The organism is Caballeronia udeis (assembly GCF_044909315.1).
GTDB lineage: Bacteria > Pseudomonadota > Gammaproteobacteria > Burkholderiales > Burkholderiaceae > Caballeronia > Caballeronia udeis_A.
In genome coordinates, this window is record NZ_JBIYEB010000017.1 from 118,843 (window position 1) to 135,479 (window position 16,637).

General features: G+C 59.8%; 11 protein-coding genes and 4 pseudogenes. 10 read left to right on the forward strand and 5 right to left on the reverse strand.

Features of this window, described 5'->3' with window-relative positions; translation table 11 throughout:
* The first annotated feature begins 500 nt into the window (after positions 1–500).
* Positions 501–1,850 (forward strand): replication initiation protein, encoded by a 1,350-nt coding sequence (locus ABH944_RS25600; RefSeq protein ID WP_404610078.1) that lies wholly within the window; start codon positions 501–503, stop codon positions 1,848–1,850.
* 75 nt (positions 1,851–1,925) lie between these two features.
* On the opposite strand, the pseudogene ABH944_RS25605 reads toward ABH944_RS25600, so the two are convergent.
* From ABH944_RS25605 to parA, 3 genes and pseudogenes are all read right to left on the reverse strand, one after another.
* Positions 1,926–2,816 (reverse strand): annotated as a pseudogene (locus ABH944_RS25605) (ParB/RepB/Spo0J family partition protein); the annotation flags it as partial.
* A 56-nt stretch (positions 2,817–2,872) separates the two neighbouring features.
* Positions 2,873–2,990: pseudogene (locus ABH944_RS25610) on the reverse strand (ParB/RepB/Spo0J family partition protein); the annotation flags it as partial.
* Positions 2,991–3,014: 24 nt separating this feature from the next.
* Positions 3,015–3,677 carry a ParA family partition ATPase gene (gene parA / locus ABH944_RS25615; RefSeq protein WP_404610077.1) on the reverse strand — a complete coding sequence of 221 codons (663 nt, stop codon included), beginning with the start codon at positions 3,675–3,677 and terminating at the stop codon, positions 3,015–3,017.
* Positions 3,678–5,042: 1,365 nt separating this feature from the next.
* Here parA and ABH944_RS25620 point away from each other — a divergent pair.
* The 7 genes and pseudogenes from ABH944_RS25620 to ABH944_RS25650 all read left to right on the forward strand — a co-directional run bounded on the left by ABH944_RS25620 (position 5,043) and on the right by ABH944_RS25650 (position 13,162).
* Entirely contained in the window at positions 5,043–6,428 is a 1,386-nt protein-coding gene (locus ABH944_RS25620) for a GntT/GntP/DsdX family permease (protein ID WP_404610076.1), read from the forward strand.
* Between the two features lie 67 nt (positions 6,429–6,495).
* The gene (locus ABH944_RS25625; protein WP_404610075.1) at positions 6,496–6,786 is read left to right on the forward strand and encodes a DUF1272 domain-containing protein; all 291 of its coding nucleotides are present in this window, start codon (positions 6,496–6,498) and stop codon (positions 6,784–6,786) included.
* 160 nt (positions 6,787–6,946) lie between these two features.
* Entirely contained in the window at positions 6,947–7,486 is a 540-nt protein-coding gene (gene fae, locus ABH944_RS25630) for a formaldehyde-activating enzyme (protein WP_097268905.1), read from the forward strand.
* 60 nt (positions 7,487–7,546) lie between these two features.
* Positions 7,547–8,583, forward strand: a pseudogene (locus ABH944_RS25635) (aldo/keto reductase).
* Positions 8,580–10,025, forward strand: a complete 1,446-nt coding sequence (locus tag ABH944_RS25640; protein ID WP_404610074.1) for an NAD-dependent succinate-semialdehyde dehydrogenase — start codon at positions 8,580–8,582, stop codon at positions 10,023–10,025. Before ABH944_RS25635 ends, ABH944_RS25640 begins: the two are co-directional and overlap by 4 nt.
* 285 nt (positions 10,026–10,310) lie before the next feature.
* A pseudogene (locus ABH944_RS25645) lies at positions 10,311–10,550 on the forward strand (MFS transporter); the annotation flags it as partial.
* A 191-nt stretch (positions 10,551–10,741) separates the two neighbouring features.
* Entirely contained in the window at positions 10,742–13,162 is a 2,421-nt protein-coding gene (locus tag ABH944_RS25650) for a bifunctional acetate--CoA ligase family protein/GNAT family N-acetyltransferase (RefSeq protein ID WP_404610073.1), read from the forward strand.
* A 94-nt stretch (positions 13,163–13,256) separates the two neighbouring features.
* On the opposite strand, the gene ABH944_RS25655 is transcribed toward ABH944_RS25650, so the two are convergent.
* Both ABH944_RS25655 and ABH944_RS25660 read right to left on the reverse strand, forming a co-directional pair.
* Positions 13,257–13,802 carry a hypothetical protein gene (locus ABH944_RS25655; protein WP_404610072.1) on the reverse strand — a complete coding sequence of 182 codons (546 nt, stop codon included), beginning with the start codon at positions 13,800–13,802 and terminating at the stop codon, positions 13,257–13,259.
* A gap of 160 nt (positions 13,803–13,962) precedes the next feature.
* Positions 13,963–14,784, reverse strand: coding sequence for an IclR family transcriptional regulator (locus tag ABH944_RS25660; RefSeq protein WP_404610071.1), 822 nt, complete (start codon positions 14,782–14,784; stop codon positions 13,963–13,965).
* A gap of 203 nt (positions 14,785–14,987) precedes the next feature.
* On the opposite strand from ABH944_RS25660, the gene ABH944_RS25665 reads away from it, so the two are divergent.
* Both ABH944_RS25665 and ABH944_RS25670 read left to right on the forward strand, forming a co-directional pair.
* Positions 14,988–15,326: a UxaA family hydrolase gene (locus ABH944_RS25665; RefSeq protein ID WP_404610070.1), complete on the forward strand. Its 339-nt coding sequence runs from the start codon at positions 14,988–14,990 to the stop codon at positions 15,324–15,326.
* A 4-nt stretch (positions 15,327–15,330) separates the two neighbouring features.
* Positions 15,331–16,620: a UxaA family hydrolase gene (locus tag ABH944_RS25670; RefSeq protein WP_404610069.1), complete on the forward strand. Its 1,290-nt coding sequence runs from the start codon at positions 15,331–15,333 to the stop codon at positions 16,618–16,620.
* The last annotated feature ends 17 nt before the right edge of the window (positions 16,621–16,637 follow it).

Consider the following 16,637-nt stretch of genomic DNA (forward strand, 5'->3'; position numbering starts at 1 on the left):
AGTTTAAAGGTGAGGTTATGCGGGACTGCGGATGTGAGGTGAAGAACCCCGTTTTGAAACGCCAACTCGGCTGAATAGGGCTCTCCGGCGAGTCTAAGGTGAGCTTTTACAGGATCAATTGCACGGCAATTGGCGTGCTATCAAGGGTTAAAGCTTTGATAACTCGACGATTACCGCAATTTCTCTGCGTTTTCGTGAGTTTTTGCCGCGCAGGGAGAATTTCGTAAAAACCACAGGGACGCGTAAAAAAATTTCAGGTGAGGAAATACGGGACCAGGTTTGAAGCACCTTGATGCGACTCCGCAGCCGCTCAATCCGTTTACCCGCATGGCACGGGGCATAAATGAGATGGTGCATGACGGTGAAGGTGAGAGTTTTCAGGAGCGCACCTCAGTGAGTTTTGCATGCTGCATCCCCTTCACCACTACAGGGTGAGGGCGCGCCTGTAGACGAGCTTCACCGTCATGAGTATGCTTTCCCAAAATTCTCCTGACTCCAGCATGGCAACCAAACGCGCGAAGAAGACCGATGTAGTGAGTCCGAGTTCGGCTGAGCTGCGAAAAGCCGTCGAAGCCATCGCTATCCAGCCAAAGAGCGGCAAGATCACGCTCTTGACCCGCAAGTTGTTCAACGTGTTGCTGGCTGTTGCTCAGCAGGCGGACGAATCCGGGGACACGTACCGCGCGCTGTTATCGGACATTGTCGCGAATTCGGCGTTCGATTCCAACGATACCGCGCTGGTGAAAGAGCATTTACGCCGCATGGTGTCGGTTCAGGTTGAGTGGAGTACGGGCACGTCAAGCCAGAAGCCTGGACGTAAGTGGGGTATATCGACATTGATCGCAGACGCCGAAATTCTCGAAGACCCCGCCACGCGCCGGGTGTGGGTCGAGTTTTCCTTTGCGCCGAAGATCAAGAAAAAACTGCTCGACCCGGTGCAATATGCGCGTTTGAGTCTGCAGTTTCAGAGTCAGCTTCGCAGCAGCGCGGGTCTCGCGCTGTACGAAATCTGCGTTCGCTATCTGACGAACCCGAGTCATCTCACCATGCGCGAGACCTGGGAATGGTGGCGGCCTATCCTCTCGGGAACGCCCGACACCGAAGCGGGCGACGAAGCCAAGCGCGAGTACAAATATTTCAAGCGCGACTATCTTCGGCCCGCGATCGCGGAAGTCAATGCCGTTACCAACATTTTTGTCGAACTGATCGAGCATCGGGAAGGTCGGCGCGTGGCTGAAATCCAGTTTCGCGTGACTGAACGCAAGCAGCCAATGCTGGCACTCGATGAACATCCGAACGTCTTCGACAGTACGCTGGTCGACCGCATGGTCAAGATCGGGATTCCGTTGAAAGATGCGCAAACGCTTTATGCGGACAGCGAGGAAAACCGGATTCGAGCAGCGTTGCAAATGACCGAGCAGAGAATGCGGAGCACGTCGCTGCCACCGGTACGAAGCGCCGCCGCACTTTTCAAGGACGCTTTGAAGAAAGGTTATGCGCCGCAGCTTGAAGCGTTGCCGGCAGCAGCAGCTCCCGTGAAAGCCACGGGAGCACCGGCCGACGACCTGAAGGCGCGTTTGCTGAGCGAATACTCCGTGTTTCGCCGGAAGGAAGCACGTGCGTTGTACGAGGAACAAGGTGAGTCGGAACGGGAGCTGGCGCGTCAGACCTTCGAGGAAGATGTATTGCCAGAACTCGGCGCCCACATGCGTGACGATTGGCGCAAGCGGGGCCTTGATTCAAAGATGGGAGAAACCTCGTTTTTCGACTGGCTTGCACGGAAAACTTGGGGCGAGCCGACTGACGGCGACCTGCTGGCTTTTACATTGAATCAAAGCCGCGTCGCGTGAGACCACGATAGAGGGACGGCTTGTCGCGGCGCTGTCCCTGTTTTCGTTTGCCCGTTTGCCGCTATCCCGCTTGCTTTATCGCTTTACCGTATCCGCTTGCAGCATTTTCTCTATCTGTTGAAGAATGTCGTCGCGTTTGTCCTTCGACAATCCACGCAAGCGCAACTCCAGCCTGTCATCTCCATACGTCTTGAGATCACCTACAGCTAGCCCGTCCAGCTTGATTTCCAAGCGTTGCGCGTAGCGTTGACGGCTCGCGGGCTTCGGCGTTTCTTGTGCGCTCGCACGGCCTTTCACAATGTCGGCGACTTGTCGTGTGCTTAGGTCATCCGAGGCAATTTTGTTGATCAACCGCAACGTGGCATCGGCGCCGCGCGCCGTATGAAAGCGTGAGACCTGGTAAGCCATGTTGGACCCGAACCTATCCGGACGGGCGACCATTTCATGCATGACGTTCTCGGGCAACTTTGCGATAGCCAAAGCCACGGCAATTGTTGACTCGTCCAGACCTAGGTGGTCAGCGAGTTCCCGCTGGCTCTGGAAGTGCTTTTCATCGAGGAAACGCTTCCAGACGATGGCGTTATCGAAGACGGTTTGCGAGTCCCGCTGTACGTTCAGGTCATAACCCAGCTTGTAGCTTTCAATACCAATAGGAAGGTCGATGACGATTGCCTTGACCGTTTCCTTGTTGGCTTCCTTCAGCGCCCGCACGCGTCGGCCACCGTCGCTGACGAAGAACGTGCCGGGGTTTTCGTGATCGGGGATTACGTGAATCGCTTGCTGCTGGCCCTGTTTCGCCAGATTGACGGCCAGTTCCGCGATGGACGCCTTCAGATAGAAATGCCTCGGGTTGAATGGGCTCGGCTTGATTGCCTTTAGCGGCAACTCAACGACCTGGCCATGTACGTATCTGTTTTGCCGGCGCCACGCCTTGAACTGTTCCGACTCTTGCATCGCTGAGTCAGCGTGAAACTCTTCTTCGGTGTAAGCGCTGGAACGGCCGGTGACCTGCTTGTCGTTGCCTGCCTCTTGATTGACGATTTCGTCGATAGCGTTGATCCGGTCAAGGGCCGTGCGCTTTTCGCTGCTAGTGGTATCCGGCCGTGCTTTAAAGCCTTTTGCGAACTGGGTAGGTTTCATTCAGGATCCTTTATGCGCATAAAGTCAGGGAAGCATGGCGAGAACTTCGTCTGCGCACGCACGTATTTCAATGGCAGCCAGTCGCGCTCCCCGGTCGCTCATCTGAAGTACCGTTTGCCCTAGCGCCATTGCCTGCTTGTAGCACTCTCGGGTCGGAATCTGCGTTTTCATCAAAGGAAAACCCAATTCTTCCAGCGCACGTTTCAGTTCGCGCGTAAGCATGCGTTTTTCCTCAGTTTTGTTGAGAAGAAACACGGCGCGCAGATCTTCATTCATGACCTGCGCTTGCTGAATGAGTTTGACAAGGCCCACGCTGGACCAATAGTCGGCGGGTGATGAGGATGTCGGGACAATCGCAACCGTCGCAGCGAGAAGGACAACGCCCGAAACCTTTTCCGTAATGGAGGGTGGGCAGTCGACAACGATGATGTCGTAGTCGTTGACGAATTTCTTGATCTCTCGATGGATCTGGGCCCCCGCTTCTGACAGGTTCACGATAGGAAACGGGATACCGCTGGCCTCGTCGGACGCAGCGCTGGCCCAGTGAACCAGCGTGTTTTGCCCGTCTGCGTCGACGACAAGCACTCGCTTTCCTTTCTCGTGAAACGCCGCGCCTAGATGCATTGCTATCGTGCTTTTCCCCACTCCGCCCTTCTGCTGCGTGATTGCAATGATTTCAGCTGCCACGTTTTGCTCCCAAATTTAGCTTTGCGAATTTTACATTGAAAACTCAATTTTTCTAGAGATAACTCAGCGAGTTGGCTGTTCAGCCGGTTTTTGGTGGGGTTTATGCGCATAAAGTCCCCGCTTGTGGTTGCTTGGTCTCGCCGCGATAGTGTTCTCGATCATTGAAGATGCGGATGGGCTCGCTAACAATGCGACGTAGCGCAGCGCAGATCCTCTGTGCCGCAGTTCGGTTATCTACATTTGGTCTGCGTGCCAGTGCGATTCCAGTCGATCCGGAAGCAATTCGTGCCTGAGCGCCAGTCAGATCAATCGGGAAAACTCGGCTTTGGCTTTGGCTTCGGACGAAGGTCTGTAGTCTGTTCTGGGTATTTCCGTAGCGCGTCGACGTCTTCGACTTTGGCAGGAACATGAGCCGTGGCCCCGGCATCGCCTTTTTCAACTCGATAGTCTTTTATCTTTGGCACAGCCTGCGGGAGTTCGGCCCCTCCTGCTCACAACGAAAGTAGTGCGATCTATAGGGCTCGGCTGGAAACGTCACGGATCAAGGCGCAGGGTCCGGCTCCATGTGAATTGAAGTTAAGTTGCGCCGTAACTACCGCAACCATTGCTGTGACGGCGACTGCATGGAAGCAAGCAATACCGAGCTGGGAAAAGTACCGAGGCAAGCCAGCTTTATGCGCATAAAGTCGGGTATGACGACACTTGGCGCGACGCCAGGCGATTCGTCGAGAAAACGCTGACCCCCTCCGGCGACGTGACAAACCTCGAATGTTCTTATCCGATTCAGTCCCCCACTCGTGGAGTCTCGGATACATGAGTCGTGTATCGCTCGGATGTCTGCTACAGGTGGTTATCGCGGTCTCTCTAAAGCTCTCCAAGAGTTGCTAGACCCTGCGGTGTTCTGAACACGCGTAGTTCTGGCACAGATCCCGGCGGACTTCAGGTTCGCAGCAATCAAGGGATTAAGGTGAATTTATAGAAATTAAATTTATTAAATATCGTCGACGACATACATGGCGACCCCCGTTTGCCATCTTGGGAACGACCGCAAACCAGTGCATACGGGCCCATTCCGTATCCGTTACACACAAAGCCAACCCGACTGCCTCAGACCTGGCTCCTCACTTGAAAGCCCATCCCAGCCAACCCAACCGAACCCAACCCCCAATCCCGCCGCCCCAAAAAACACCTCTAAACCCCTACGGAGTGAAAGCATCCCAAGTATTCTGTAAGCCATCGCTCGTAAAATCCGGCGACCGTGCGGTGCCTGCCGCTTATCGGCACCGACCGCGGCACCGACCGTCGCCGACACACGGAAAAAACGGACAAACGAGTCACTCCCTCCACTTAGCCAAGGGCATTTCAGTGCATCTGACCTCGACTCTCGCCGCGTGGTCCCCCAACGACACGCGTCTTCTCATTGCATGCGCACTCGGTCTGGCGTCAATCATCGTTCTCATCAGCGCGCTGAAACTGGCGCCATTTCTCTCGATACTAGTCGGCACTTTTGTCGCGGGTTTCACGGCGAGCTTGCCGCTGGAGGCCGTCGCGAGCGCATTCAGCAAAGGGGCGGGCGGCATTCTGGGGGACGTCGGCATCATCATTGCGCTTGGCGCGATGCTCGGCGCGTTGATGGCCGAATCGGGAGCGGCGGACCGGTTGGTGTCCACCATCCTCGATCACTCCACGCCGCGCACGTTGCCGTGGCTGATGGCGCTGGTGGCAATCATCATCGGCTTGCCGCTGTTTTTCGAAGTCGGTCTCGTGATGATGGTGCCAATCATCTTCGTGATGGCGCGCCGCTCGAAGCAACCGATCCTGCGTATCGCGATTCCCGCGCTCGCCGGCATGACGACGCTGCACGCGCTACTGCCGCCGCATCCAGGTCCGCTGATCGCGGTCAGTGCGCTGCACGCTGACCTCGGCATCACCATGGGACTCGGTTTCATCATCGCCATTCCCGCCGTGATTCTCGCCGGGCCGGTCTACGGCATGTGGTTGTCGAGTCGCATGCACGTGGATGAGCCGGAGGAGATGGGCAAGCTGTTCTCATCGAAAGTCGATGCAAACGGCGTGCTCGATGCGCCGGGCTTTGGCCTCTCGCTGCTGACGATTCTTCTGCCCGTCGTCCTGATGCTCGGCCGAACGATAGCGAAGCTGGCTATCCAGCCCGAAACCCTTCTCTTCGATACCCTCAATTTCCTCGGTGAGCCGCTTATCGCCTTGGGACTCACCGTTCTTTTCGCGATTGTCGCGCTTGGCTGGACGCGTGGCATGCCGCGCGACCGCGTGGGCGGGATCCTGCGTAAAAGCCTGCCGCCGATCTGCGCGTTGCTGTTGACCATTGGCGCGGGCGGCGGCCTCAAGCAGACGCTGGTCGCCGCCGGCATCAGCACGACGATCGGCAAGATTGCGATTGGGTCGCACATGCCGCTGATCCTGCTGGCCTGGCTGATCGCGGTGGCCTTGCGTCAGGCGACCGGCTCGGCGACTGTCGCGACCACGACCACCGCGGGCATCATCGCGCCGGTCGTGGCGGGCTTGAGCGCGACCCACAACTCGCTGCTGGCGCTGGCGATTGGTGCGGGTTCGGTGTTTTTCTGCCACGTCAACGACGCCGGTTTCTGGATGATCCGCGAGTATTTCGGCTTGCAACTGAAGCAGACGGTCTATGTCTGGTCGGTGTTGCAAACCATTGTCTCGGTGGTTGGCCTTGCGTTGACGCTGGTCATGTGGGGCGTGCTGACGTAAATCGTGGGCGAATTGGCAAGGCAAGGTCGAGCTCCGACTCTAAACTGCAAAAAAGGAGATATCGACCATGCTTGCCTTGCGCCCGTCTTGTGAATGCTGTGGAAAAGCGCTGCCGCCCGACGCGCGTGACGCGATGATCTGCAGCTTCGAATGCACGTTCTGTGAAGCTTGCGCGTCGTCCCGGCTCAGCAACGTATGTCCTAACTGCGGCGGCGGCTTCCAGCCCCGTCCAATCCGCCCGAAAGCCATGCTCGAGAGCCGACCGGCTTCAACCGACGTGCACCCGGCCGGCGTGAACGAACAACAGCATCGTGCATTCCTCGATCGCTACAGCACGATCGAACCTTCCGAGCGATAAACGCCCGTCGCGGCATGGGGATCGCTGCGGCAATGACGGCCTCAGGGCATTCCCCGATCTGAGCGGCGCTCATACCCGTCCGCATGAATCGTCGATTCCTCCTCATCGACGCGCGCTCGCACAATCTGTTCATCGATCCACTCCTTGAACGGAAAACACCATGCCAGCACCCCAAACCGGCCGCACCCTCCATATTGGCGAGGGCTTTGAAGGTCCGGGCGTCAATCTCGCTCACATCAACGTGCTCGTCGGCCCGCGCAATGGGCCCGCGGGTCAAGCGTTCGCCACCGCGCTTGCTACGCCGTCAGCTGGCCATGCGCCGTTTGTCGTCATTGCGCAACCTGGCGTGCCGACCAAACCACTCACGCTGTATGTCAACAAAGCCCCCATCGCCGGCGAATTTCACGGCAATGCAACCTGGGGCGCATCGCAGGCGGGAATTGCGAAGGCGGTTGCTGAATCGCTCGAAGACGGGACATTGCCACCCGAAGCGGAAAACGAATGGGTCGTGGTATCGGCGAATTGGGTGAACCCGTCCACCGACGATCTCGACGCCGTCTTCCGCAACAACTACCGCGCGGCGAAAAACGCCATCAAGGCCGCCATGCTCGGCTTGCCGTCGAAGGAAGACGTGTTCGCCGCGGCGCGCGAAGTATCGAATCCCTTCTACACACCCCGCTTGCCACAGGCAGCCCTCTAAAAATCAGCGTGCCGGTGCCGTGCTCGGCAACCGTCGCCACGTGTCATGGAGACTCAAAGAATGGAATTCGTCCGTCTGGGCCAGTCAGGCCTGAAAGTGTCGCGTCTGTGCCTCGGCACAATGAACATGGGCACTCCGCAATGGAAGCCGTGGATTTTTGACGAGCAGAAGAGTGAACCCATCGTTCGCCACGCGCTGGAGGCGGGGGTGAACTTCATCGATCTGGCGGATTTCTATTCGGCGGGCGTCGGCGAAGAAGTTGTCGGCCGCATCCTCGGACGCCTTGCGCGCCGTGAGGAAATCGTGGTGACCACCAAGGTCGGCTACGACATGGGCACGTATCAAAACGCCGGCGGTCATTCGCGCAAGCACGTGCTTGACGGTATAGACGCTTCGTTGCGGCGTCTGGGCATGGATTATGTCGACATCTACATGCTGCATTACTTCGACACCGCCACGCCCGTTGAGGAAACCATGGGCGCGCTGAACGACATTGCCCGTTCGGGCAAGGCGCGCTACATCGGCGTATCGACCATGTACACGTGGCAACTGGCGAAGATTGTCCAGATCTGCGATCGGCATGGCTGGCACAAGCCCATCAACATGCAGTTGCAGCTGAACCTTGCATACCGCGAGGAAGAACGAGAAATGATGCCGTATTGCGCCGATCAGGGACTGGGCGTGTCGGTCTTCAGCCCGCTGGCGCGCGGTCTTCTTACATGCGACACCGCGTCGACGCGTAACCAGACCGACTTCTTCACCTCGCAAATGTACGGCGACGCGGCGTCGCGCGAGATTGCGGCGTCGGTGGCCCGTGTAGCCAGGCGACGTGGCGTGAGCGCGGCGCAAATCGCGCAGGCTTGGGTGCTTCAGCGGAAGGCGTCGCCAGCATGCTGGTGGGTGCGGATTCGCCTGCCCAGTTCGATAGCGCGCTTAGTGCGCTGGGAACCCGCCTGGACACTGAAGAGCTGTATGAACTCGACCGCAACTACACCCCGTGCGATGTCATCAACGACTACACGGCAGGGCGTCGTACCGCACGCGAACCTCGCGCTCTGAAAGGCGATTTCGTTCAACCGATCAAGGACGCAGCATGAATCTGCTTCGCAAAGAGCATTACATCAACGGGGCGTGGCACAAAAGCGCTGAGACTTACGCCGTTCGTAATCCGGCCACAGGCGAAGTCATTGCTGATGTCGCGAAAGCCGGTGCAGAGCAAACGCTTCAAGCGATCCGCGCGGCGGAGATGGCATTTCCCGTTTGGCGGGCATTGACCGCGAAAGAGCGCGGGGCGCGGGTCCGGCGTTGGGGAGAGTTGATGCTCGAGCATCGTGATGCACTCGCTGAATTGCTGACGCGAGAGCAGGGCAAGCCGCTCGCAGAAGCAAAAGGCGAGGTGGCCTATGCAGCGAGCTTTCTTGAGTGGTTTGCCGAGGAAGCCAAGCGCAGCTACGGAGACGTGATCCCGAGCCCGAAGCCGGGTTCGAAGATCATCGTGACGCGCGAGCCGGTTGGCGTGGTCGCGGCCATCACGCCCTGGAATTTTCCACTCGCAATGATTACGCGCAAAGCCGGCCCCGCATTGGCAGCGGGTTGCACGATGGTGCTGAAGCCGTCGGAGGAAACGCCGTTGAGTGCGCTGGCGCTCGCCGTCCTCGCAGAGGAAGCCGGCATTCCTCCGGGGGCGTTCAACGTCGTATCCGGGAACGCTGTTGCAATCGGCGCGGCGTTGACCGCATCGCCCGTGGTACGCAAGCTCTCGTTCACGGGATCAACGCGCGTAGGCAAGCTGCTCGCCGCGCAATCCGTGGACACGTTAAAGAAGCTCTCGCTGGAGCTTGGCGGCAACGCGCCGTTCATCGTATTCGACGACGCTGATCTTGACGCAGCGGTACAAGGTGCGATGGCATCGAAGTTTCGTAACACAGGCCAGACCTGCGTATGCGTGAATCGCTTTTTTGTCCAGGCGAGCGTGCATGGCGAATTCACTCAACGCCTGACCGACGCCGTACGCAAACTTCGCGTGGGTAACGCGCTCGAACAGGAAGTCGATCAGGGACCGCTCATCAACGAGGCCGCTTTCACGAAAGTCGGTGAGCACGTCGCAGACGCACTGAGCAAGGGCGCGGCGGTACTAACAGGCGGGCGTCCCCATGCGCTGGGCGGGACATTCTATGAACCGACCGTACTCGCTCACGCCAACCGCACCATGTCGATCGCGCAGGAGGAAACGTTCGGGCCGGTGGCTGCATGCTTCCGTTTCGAGACGGAGGCCGAAGCAATCACGCTTGCCAACGACACCCCGTTCGGACTCGCCGCATATTTCTATACACGTGACCTGGGCCGGGCGTGGCGGGTTGCCGACGCACTCGAGACAGGAATGGTCGGTATCAACGAAGGAATCATATCGACGGAGGTCGCGCCCTTTGGCGGGGTCAAGCAATCGGGCCTGGGACGCGAAGGATCGAAGTATGGCCTCGATGAATATACCGAACTGAAATACATGATGATCAGTGGCCTGACGGGCATTGAACGCTGAACACCAAACACCAAACACCAAACACCAAACACCAAACACCAAACACCAAACACCAAACACCAAACACCAAACACCAAACACCAAACACCAAACACCAAACGCCGAACGCCGAACGCCGAACGCCGAACGCCGAACGCCGAACGCCTGAAGCCGATGGACACGCTTAAGTGTGTTGGCGGCTTGCGCCATTAGAGAACGTATAAGCAAGGAGACGCAGTGAGTCACCAGGACACATCAAGTAGTGCATTCCCGATCAGTCCTCCACTTCATGCGGGCACACCACCCATTCACCCGCAAGACCCACCGACGCCGAAACCCGTTTTACTCGACGACATTCCGCTGAACCGCTTCCACGTGAAGATCGCGGGCCTTACCTTTGGCGCTCACTTTACGGAAGGTTACGCGCTCGGCACGGTGGGTTATGCCCTGGCGTCGATGAACCGGCAGATGCCGCTTGATTCATTCTGGATGGGTGCGATCGGCAGTTCCGCGCTGATCGGGATTTTCCTGGGCAGTCTGGTGTTCGATCAAATTACCTTGGTTCCCGGTGCGAAACAATAGCCCGTTCGGTTGACGCTGAAACAAAACGAATTCTCATACTGGGCATCAGGAAATGTGAGAACGGTTGCTGGAAAAGGCGGGACATAGGCCATCAGGCTAGTAGTTGGGGGCGCACGAATCGCCTATGCTCGATACATTCCCGATATGGAGGCCGCATGACCGTACGTAATCTCGACGCACTGTTTAACCCGAAGTCGATCGCCGTGATCGGGGCGTCGCTGCGTGCTGGCAGTATTGGCGAAATGGTGTGGTCGCGGCTGAGCGTCGCCAACTTCGCGGGCCCTGTCTGGCCGGTGAATCCGAAGCATCGTCAGTTGAATGGAGCCGCAGTTTTTGCGGGCATCGAAGACTTGCCCGACGCGCCGACCGTGGCGGTGTTGTGCACGCCGCCGCATACGTGGCCGCAGATCGCCGGGCATCTGGGGGAACGCGGCACGCGGGCGGTCGTCATAATCGGGCAGGCAGGGGACCTGGAGGGTAAGGACTGGACGCGTCGTACGCTGGCGGCGGCCCGGCCTTTTTTGCTGCGCGTGGTCGGTCCGGCAAGTGTCGGCGTGATGACGCCCGCTTTGGGCGCTGTGCTGGGCGCGCCGTCATGTGCCATCGCGGCGGGCGGGGTGGCCTGGGTATCGGCATCGAACGCGCTGACCAACGGCGTGATGGGCTGGGCGAACGCACGTGGCCTGGGTTTTTCGCGGGTAGTTGCTCTGGGCGACGAGGCCGATGTCGACGTGGGGGACATCCTCGATTTCCTCGCCAGCGACTCTCGGACGCGTGCGATCCTGATGGCCATCGAATCGGTGCAAATGGCGCGCAAATTCATGTCGGCAGCACGGGCGGCGGCGCGCAACAAACCCGTGCTGGTGTTACGTACAGGCCACGACGATCCTTTCGACGCGCTTTATAGCGCCGCATTCCGGCGCGCCGGCCTTGTGCGCGTGGATTCCCTTGACGACCTGCTCGACGAAATCGAGACCCTCGGCGTGGGCCGCGTGGCGGCAAGCGACCGGGCGACGGTCATCACCAGCGATCGCGGCGTGGCCGCTCTCGCGGCCGACGCTTTTGCCGCGGCCGGCGACGCGCTGGCGCTATGGCCCGAGGCCGCGCGCGTATCGGTCGCCGCCGTTTTGCCGCGTGCGCGGCTTGAGAATCCGCTGCAACTGGGCGATACCGCAACTGCCGCGGACTTCGGCGCGGCGCTCGAAGCGCTAGCGCCGCATCGCGACACCGGGACGGCGTTCGTGGTCCACGCGCCAACGCACACCGCGCCTGTCGCAGACGTCGCGCGCATGCTGATCGAACAGCAAAGCCACGCGTATCGCGGTTTGCTGACCTGTTTTTTCGGCTGCGTTGACCAGGCCACGCGCGATGCGCTGCACGCCCACGGCATTCCTGTGCATACCACGCCTCAACGCCTGGCGCGGGGTTTCGCGCGGCTCGTAGACTACCGGCAGGGGCGCGAGTTGTTGATGCAGACGCCCGACGGGCCACGTCCTCAGACGGTGGTCGCGCTGGACAGCGCGCAGGCTCAGGTCATGGCCGCGTTGAAAGCGGGCGTCGCCGAACTGGACGGCGAGCGGGCGTCGCGGGTGCTGGCGCAATTCGGCGTGATGGTGAAGGCGGGACCGGCGGGGCCGCGGAGCGAAGACGCCATTCAGATTGACGTCCGCTTGCTGAACCATCGTGTGTTCGGACCGGTGTTCGAGTTCAAGGCCGTTGGCGCGCTCGGGTTGCCCGACGCGCCGCACGAATTCGCACTTCCGCCGCTCAATCCGGTGTTGGCGCGCGATCTCGTGATGCGTTCACCGAGAGCGCGCGAACTCCCGGCGGAGAACTTGCTGGCGGCGTTGACGGCGTTGTCGCAGGCAGTCTGCGAGATCGCGCAGATTGTCGCGCTGCGGTTGACGGTGTGCGTGACCCGCCAGGCGGTCCTGGTCTATGAACCGCATCTGACGCTCGCCGCGCATCGCACGCCACTCGCCATTCAACCGTATCCGCGGCAACTGGAAGAAATGCTCGACTGGAACGGCTTGCGTATCACCGTTCGGCCTATCCGCCCCGACGACGAAGCCGCTCACAGCGCCTTCGTCGCCGCGATGACGCCGGACGACTTGCGTTTGCGGTTTTTCAGTTCGGTGCGCAGTTTCGATCACACGCAACTTGCCCGGATGACGCAGATCGACTACGACCGTGAAATGGCGTTCATCGCGGTCACGGGTGAACACGACGCGATCGAGACACTTGGGGTGGCGCGCGCCGTTGCAGATCCGGACAACGAGACGGCCGAATTCGCGGTCGCAGTGCGCTCGGATCAGAAGGGCAAGCGGCTGGGACTGTTGCTGTTGACGCGGATTATTGCGTATTGCCGGGCGCGCGGGACACGCTGGCTGGTCGGCGAGGCATTGCGCGAGAACAGCGGCATGATCGGACTCGCGCGTCGTTTAGGATTCGAGATAACAGCCACCGAGGATCCTGGCGTGACCGGTTTCAGGATGCGCCTGGCCGCAGCCGATACCGAAGCCGCAGCCGCAGCCGCAGCCGCAGGCGCAGGCGACACCAACGTGCTGCCGTCATGAAGGCCATGAAGGGGACGGGGTCGATAGCCGGTCGCCGCAATGAGCGGCCGGAATGCGGTCGCGGTTCGCTTATCCGCGACCGCCGCCGTTCGAATCAGGAAGGCAGCTTGGCGAGCGCTTCGTCGACTTGCGCGCGAGATACGGCGAGTTCTTCCAGCCACGCATCGGCGTAGGTGCTGCCGGTTTCGCGCTCAAGACGTGCAATCGTCGCCGCGCAACGCGTAATGTCCTTGGGCGTGGCAATAAACGTTTTCACCGACGCACCCGACGTGAACGCTTCGAACAACGGGACGCGAATGTCGTCAGGCAATGCGCGAGCGGTCCATTGGTAAGGCTTGCCGTTGAACGACAACTGCGGGGGCAGCACGCGCTCTTTCTTCGCTGCGGGAATCAGGCCGAAATTGCGCGCTGCATCGGCAATCTGGTCGGCTGTAAAGAGTTCGTCCGCGCCAATGTCGAACTGCGTGATGAACGTTTCGATCGACTGCATAGCGGCCGCGCGGTCGTCGCGCTTTTGCTGCGCGCGAGCGACGATATCGCGCAACTCGTCCGCTTCCTCGCTCGTGATCGTGAAGCTGGACTGCTTTTGCTGAAGTTCGGAGAAGCGCTGGAATTCGGGATCGGAGAGGAGTTTCGCCATTGCCTTGCGTAGAAAAAAGACGCGAAACGTCGCGGGAAGCGACGATCCGCTTTTTGAGAGGGCCGCCATTCTAACGCGTCGCGCGGATCTGCAGCCTGCCGAATCCCGAACCGGATCCGATCGTCGAATCTGCTGCCGAATCTGCTGCCTTCTGCCAGGTCTATGCCGCGCTCGAATCTCGCGAATCGCCGAACTCCACCTCCGGTTCGCGAAACATCGACAGCGCCGCCGCCGCTTCGCCCAGCAGCGCGCTTACTTCGCTAATGGATGGCGCCACGTATTCGTCGATACGCCTGAGATACGGACACGTCAGCGTCGCAATCGCCTGGCCCGACGGGCCGAGCAGCGGGAAACTCACGTCCATCACGCCGAAGGTTTGCTGGCTTTCCTTATGGAGAAACCCATCTGCACGAATCTGCCGGTACGCATTTTCCAGCGCGAGCGGATCGAGCGCCGATTCACCCTTCACACGCGTGTGCTCCGCAAGCATATGCGCCCGCTGCTCGGCGCTCTGAAACGCGAGGATCACGCGCCCCGAACCGGTATCGATCAATCCAACCCGTGCGCCGAGCCGTACTGAAATCCCCCATGTTCCCGGCCCGTCGACCTGGGCGATCACAAGCAGATTGCCGCGGTCATAGGCGGCGAGATGACACGACTGCTCTGCGCGATCGGCGAAACGCTGCATGACCGGCAAGGCTTCCGCAATCAGACGGTTCATCGGCGGGTGCCGGTGCGCGAGCGCATACAACTTCAGGCTGAGCGAGTAGCGGTCTCCCGCGGGCGAGCGCACCACGTACTGCCGCGCGACCAGCCGCTCGAGCATCCGGTACATCTCGCTGGCGTTGCGTCCGAGCGATTTCGTGATCTCGGCACGCGTGAGCCCATCCTTTTGCTCGGCGAGCAGTTCGAGGATATCGAGACCTTTATCCAGCGCGGGTGCCCGGTAGCGGTCGGCGTCGGTGAGATCGTCTGCCTGCATGATGGCCTTCAGTTAGGTCGCTTAAAAGCAAGATGCTAAGGGAAAACACGGACCGCTCAGCGGCGCACTTAGCTTGACTTCGACTTGTCCGCATATGAATAATACGTTCACTGATAAATGATTGTACTGATGCAAACCCGCGGCATGGCTCACACGACCGCTTGAATGCCGCCCGAATGCCGTCCGTTCTCAAGGAAGTTTCTGTGCAGCAAGCCCCTCCCAAGCCCACCGACGCCCGGCTCATTCTGCAAAGCCCGCAGGACAATTGCCTGATAGCGGGCGCTCGCCTGGAAGCCGGGGAGCGTGTGCAGATCGAAGGGGAGATCGTCACGCTTGCGAAGACCATCGACCTTGGGCACAAAGTTGCGCGGCGCGCGTTGCGGACCGATGAAAAAGTGCTTCGGTATGGCGCGATCATTGGCCATGTGACGTCGGACGTTCAGTCTGGCGAACATCTGCATACCCACAATCTCGAGAGCGACTATCTGCCGACGTACACCCACGACGCCGGCCATGCGTTCGTGGATCACCGGGACCGCTAAGCCAATGACGGCCACCACCACTCCGCTGCTTCAAGGTTTCCTGCGCGCCGATGGCGCCAAGGGCATCCGCAATGTAATCGCGGTCGCTTATCTCGTCGAATGCGCGCATCACGTCGCACGGGAAATCGTCACGCAGTTTCGTCCGGCGTTCGACGCCTTTGACGACCCCACGGCCGAGCGGGAACCTCCGGTTCACTTGATCGGCTTTCCGGGTTGCTACCCGAACGGCTATGCCGAAAAGATGATGAAGCGGCTGACCACGCATCCGAACGTGGGCGCGGTCCTGTTCGTCTCGCTTGGCTGCGAGAGCATGAACAAGCACTATCTGGTCGACGCCGTGCGCGCGAGCGGCCGCCCGGCCGAGGTCCTGACGATCCAGGAAAAGGGCGGGACGCGCAGCACGATCCAGAATGGCATCGACTGGATTCGCGACGTACGCGCGGTGCTTGCGCAACAACCGAAGGTGCCAATGGCGCTTGACGAATTGGTCGTCGGCACGATTTGCGGCGGTTCGGACGGCACGAGCGGCATTACGGCGAATCCCGCTGTGGGCCGCGCGTTCGATGCGTTGATTGACGCCGGCGCCGCCTGCATTTTCGAGGAAACCGGGGAGCTGGTTGGCTGCGAATTCCACATGGAAAGCCGGGCTGCGCGCCCCGAACTGGGTCGTGAAATTGTCGCGTGCGTAGACAAGGCCGCCCGCTATTACTCGACCATGGGACACGGTTCGTTCGCGGTCGGCAACGCAGATGGCGGTCTCACCACGCAGGAAGAAAAGTCACTTGGCGCGTATGCGAAAAGCGGTGCATCGCCCATTGTGGGAATCATCAAACCCGGTGACATTCCGCCCGTCGGCGGTTTGTATCTGCTTGACGTCGTTCCCGACGGCGAACCGCGTTTCGGCTTTCCGAACATTAGCGACAACGCGGAAATTGGCGAACTGATTGCGTGCGGCGCGCATGTGATCCTGTTCACAACCGGACGCGGGTCGGTGGTCGGCTCGGCCATTTCGCCCGTCATCAAGATTTGCGCCAATCCGGCGACATATCGGAATCTCTCGGGCGACATGGATGTGGATGCGGGCCGCATCCTGGAAGGTCGTGCGACGCTCGATGAAGTCGGCCGTGAAGTATTCGATGCCACCGTGCGGGTGGCGTCCGGTGCCGCGTCGAAGTCGGAGTCCCTCGGTCATCAGGAGTTCATCCTGACCTACAAGACTTTTGAGCCGGTTGGTCCGGCGTGCCTGCCGGCGAACGCGACGCCGCGGTATGCGGTAGCGATTACCTCGATCTGAACCTGATTTATTGGTCT